The sequence below is a fragment of the Dorea sp. MB18-49 genome (assembly GCF_023669465.1).
Classification (GTDB): Bacteria; Bacillota; Clostridia; order Lachnospirales; family Lachnospiraceae; genus Dorea_A; species Dorea_A longicatena.
Genome location: NZ_JAMOYX010000089.1, coordinates 1 through 3,432, shown reverse-complemented (window position 1 = coordinate 3,432; position 3,432 = coordinate 1). Strand labels below are relative to the sequence as shown.

At 37.7% G+C, this 3,432-nt stretch carries 3 protein-coding genes and 1 pseudogene; all 4 read right to left on the bottom strand.

Annotated features, from left to right (window positions below):
* Positions 1-787: 787 nt before the first annotated feature.
* Positions 788-1,114: pseudogene (locus tag NCY30_RS15420) on the bottom strand (transposase); the annotation flags it as partial.
* Positions 1,115-1,536: 422 nt separating this feature from the next.
* Positions 1,537-1,797, bottom strand: coding sequence for a hypothetical protein (locus NCY30_RS14775; RefSeq protein ID WP_049940502.1), 261 nt, complete (start codon positions 1,795-1,797; stop codon positions 1,537-1,539).
* Entirely contained in the window at positions 1,784-2,938 is a 1,155-nt protein-coding gene (locus NCY30_RS14770; protein WP_006426628.1) for a M56 family metallopeptidase, read from the bottom strand. Before NCY30_RS14770 ends, NCY30_RS14775 begins: the two co-directional genes overlap by 14 nt.
* A 2-nt stretch (positions 2,939-2,940) precedes the next feature.
* The gene (locus NCY30_RS14765; RefSeq protein ID WP_117597500.1) at positions 2,941-3,327 is read right to left on the bottom strand and encodes a BlaI/MecI/CopY family transcriptional regulator; all 387 of its coding nucleotides are present in this window, start codon (positions 3,325-3,327) and stop codon (positions 2,941-2,943) included.
* Positions 3,328-3,432 lie beyond the last annotated feature (105 nt).

The following is a 3,432-nucleotide window of genomic DNA, read 5'->3' as shown; positions in this document are numbered from 1 at the left end:
TTCTAATACCTGGAGTATTATCGTAAAGGTGGTGAATAAAAGTTTGCTTCAAATAGAATATCCTGAATTAACAGGATATAAAACAAAAGAAGACGCAGAAATTGCTTATCATAAGGCAATGCATCAATTTGCTATGGATATGGAAAATATTAAAAGCATAACGGGCGTAAAATACACATTGTCTTCTTATATAGAACATTGGTATGTTGATATTTTCAAACAATATACAACGAGCCCTTCTTATCTTCAAACTACGGATTGGGCAATTCAACGGGTAATCCTGCCATCTATTGAAGAGGATCATTTATTAATCAATCTGACACCAGAATACATAAATGATATTTTACAAAGATGTGCAAAACTTCCATATCGGACAGCTGGAATCGTAAGCAGGAAAATTCTGTGCACGATTCTGAAAACGGCAGAAGCGGAAGAACTTTTAGATATTAAATTTTCGTTTGAAAGTATTATAACTTTTCCAAGGATTCCACCGAAATATATTGCTTATGAAAAAGAAGATATATGCAAGCTGTTAGAAATAGCCAAAAAAAGTGATGCAATTTACCTTGAAATACTTTTATGTCTATTTGCCGGATTACGTATAGGTGAGGTTCGAGGGCTCAATTATGATCATGTTGATTTTCAAAATAATACAATCACAATCATGCAACAGATTCCAAATGAATCATATATAGAGATTAAAACTGAAAGTGATCGAATGGAGGATGATGATTACGCAATTCCATTTAATTCTGTTATGAGCAAAGAACAGGTAGACGGTTCATACAAATTGTTCACGATCTGGGGCTGGGATACCTTCCAAAAGAAACATGAAATTGATATCTCTTTTGCAATTCAGTTCCATAGAACGAGAAGAATAGTCCCCGTTCATGTAAGAGTAAAGTACAATCTTCAGAAGTGTTTTTGGCGATACTGAATTTATTCTTTCATAGGTAGAATACAGGTCAGTCAAATCCATTCCCTCCACAAACTGACTTAGTAATCGCACAGAATCATCTTCCGGAATGATTGTTTCCAAATTTAAAGGAAGTTTTAGTTGATATCCTCCTTCATTCAAAGTATAATTCTTATGTAAAAATATAGGTTTTCGCATACTTATATTTTACACCAACAGCCGGACTTTTCGAAGCCCGGCTGTATTTTTTCATCGAAAAGAGGCTGCGCACTAATTGCTTAGTGCGACAGCCCCTTATAGCGATAAATACCTTATCTTGAATTCCGTATAAACAGGTTATAAATTTAACCTTATCACAAAAAACACGGGATACTATTTTGATTCATACAGAGAGAGAAACCTATAAAAACACGGGATAAAACATTTATCGCTATAACATAAGCGTCAGATAAGAACGTGTAGAGACAAGCAGCGATTATAGAAAACTCCCCTGCTACTTAAAATGGGAGCAGGGGAGTTGAGATGTCAATGACAATAAAATAATCTTTAAAATGCAGTTTTCCATTATTTCTCTCATCATCTGGTGATTATTCACATGTCTTTTCCTTATATTAGAAAAATTAAGCTTTAATCCATTTGCCAATCCATTTCCTTGTTGTTTGATTATATCTACATTTATACAAGACGCCATTTAAGGTTTTATATTTCCAAACAATAGTGTGCGAAGCCGGACTGATTTCTGGAGGCGTAGCATCCGTCGAAGCAGCATAAACATTTGAAGTAATAAGCGTATGATTAGCAAAAGCTATAGATGATGGCGTTGTCAGACTAAAAATAAAGCTGCAGATTAAAGTGATAAATAGTGTTTTAGTCGTTTTCATGAATTGGTTCCCCTTCCTTGTAGCGTGGCAATCTTTTTAAGTCTTCAGAGAGGTGGTCGATGTCGGCAAAGAACCTTCCTTCGTAATAAATGGTATATTGTTTGGTTCCGTGATCAATGATATAAGCGTTATCTTCACGGAGCTCTACTGCGCCGTCTGTCACCGGATACAGCTCCCGAAAATTAGGTTCAGGGACGCAGAAAACAGAGAATATGACCACAGCAAATATGGCCGTATGGCACAGATACCCGTGTACACGCTTAAAACGGGAAGTATTTTCCTGATTATTTAAGATAAAGTAGATTCGTGTACTTAGTACAGAGGTATCATTTACGGCAAAGTGCATCATGCGGCTGGGCTCTGCGAGCCTGGCGCTTTGTATTCTTTTTGCGGTTTTTACAATCAGTTCAGCGTAATCGGTGACACTGAATTTCGGGTTGGATTGTATCAGGAAAAAGTCGTTGGAAAGCTCCAGAAAGAGCATAAATTCTTTTTTTAAATGCTGTACAAAAGGATTCCACCAGTGTATGCGGCAGATAATTTCCATCAGAAATCCAAGCCATAGGTGATGCTCTTTATAGTGCGCAATCTCATGCAGGCAGATGTACTTAAGCTCCGTTTCGGAAAAGCTTTGCCCATCGGGCATTATCAAAATCGGATGTAATAATCCAGTGATGGCCGGAGAGATTGGCTCCGGGATAAGGGCAATCCGTATCGGTTTGGCAAGGTATTCCTGTAAAAACTCGTACAGATATGCATATGCGCCTTCTTTTTCAACAAAAAATGCAGAGAGCGCATGGTGCAGCCGTATATACTGAACCAGGAGCCGCAACAGCAGGATAAAAGCGACCGTAAACCAGATTGAAAATATCAGCGTATCCACCCGTAGACGGCAGCCAGCAATATTTTGTGTTGTAAAGTCTAATATCCTTGGCAGGACCTGATAAGACTGAAACGAATAGGTAAAAGGAAAATTGAAAGGTATACTCATGCGGATTAAAATAACAAGTATACCGATTAACGAAAATTGTATCGTGCGTTTGTGGAAAACGGATGTGTGGTGCATGATGATATGCAGGTACACCGTGAGAAAAAGCGTTACAATAAAGCAAGTAAAAAAAGGTCCAAATGAAAGCGCCATATTTAATTTCCTCCGTTGATAAGAATGTGTTTGCGCTGGGCTATCATCTCTTCCAGATGCTCTAATTCATCCAGGTCTGTTTCAGTATCGATCAATGAAGCAATTAACGCAGATTTCTGCCCGTCTCCGAGTATATCTGTACAAGTATTGCCAAAATACTCATCACGGGAAATGACTGGCGCATAGCTTCTGGTAAGCACCGTACCGCTGTAGACGATATCTGCCACTTTAATAGAATGGTTCGCAATCAGTGAGCGGAGACATGCCTGTACGGTATTGATATTCAATGCATCGTCTTTCCTGACAATATCGGATGCAATCATTGGCGTAGCGCTTTCCCACAGAACCTTCATAACATCCAGTTGCTTTTTTGTAAATCGTTTCTTCATTATTATATCACCTCGCTTTTTATGATAATTGTTCGGATAGCATAATCATTGCATAAAAAAGAAAATATGTCCATACTAAAAAAAGATAAAAATAAAAAAAGAATA

Bases quoted from the DNA above. Each gene is read 5' to 3' on its own strand.
- NCY30_RS14775 (WP_049940502.1), bottom strand. From the start codon at position 1,797: ATGAAAACGACTAAAACACTATTTATCACTTTAATCTGCAGCTTTATT.
- NCY30_RS14765 (WP_117597500.1), bottom strand. From the start codon at position 3,327: ATGAAGAAACGATTTACAAAAAAGCAACTGGATGTTATGAAGGTTCTG.
- NCY30_RS14770 (WP_006426628.1), bottom strand. From the start codon at position 2,938: ATGGCGCTTTCATTTGGACCTTTTTTTACTTGCTTTATTGTAACGCTT.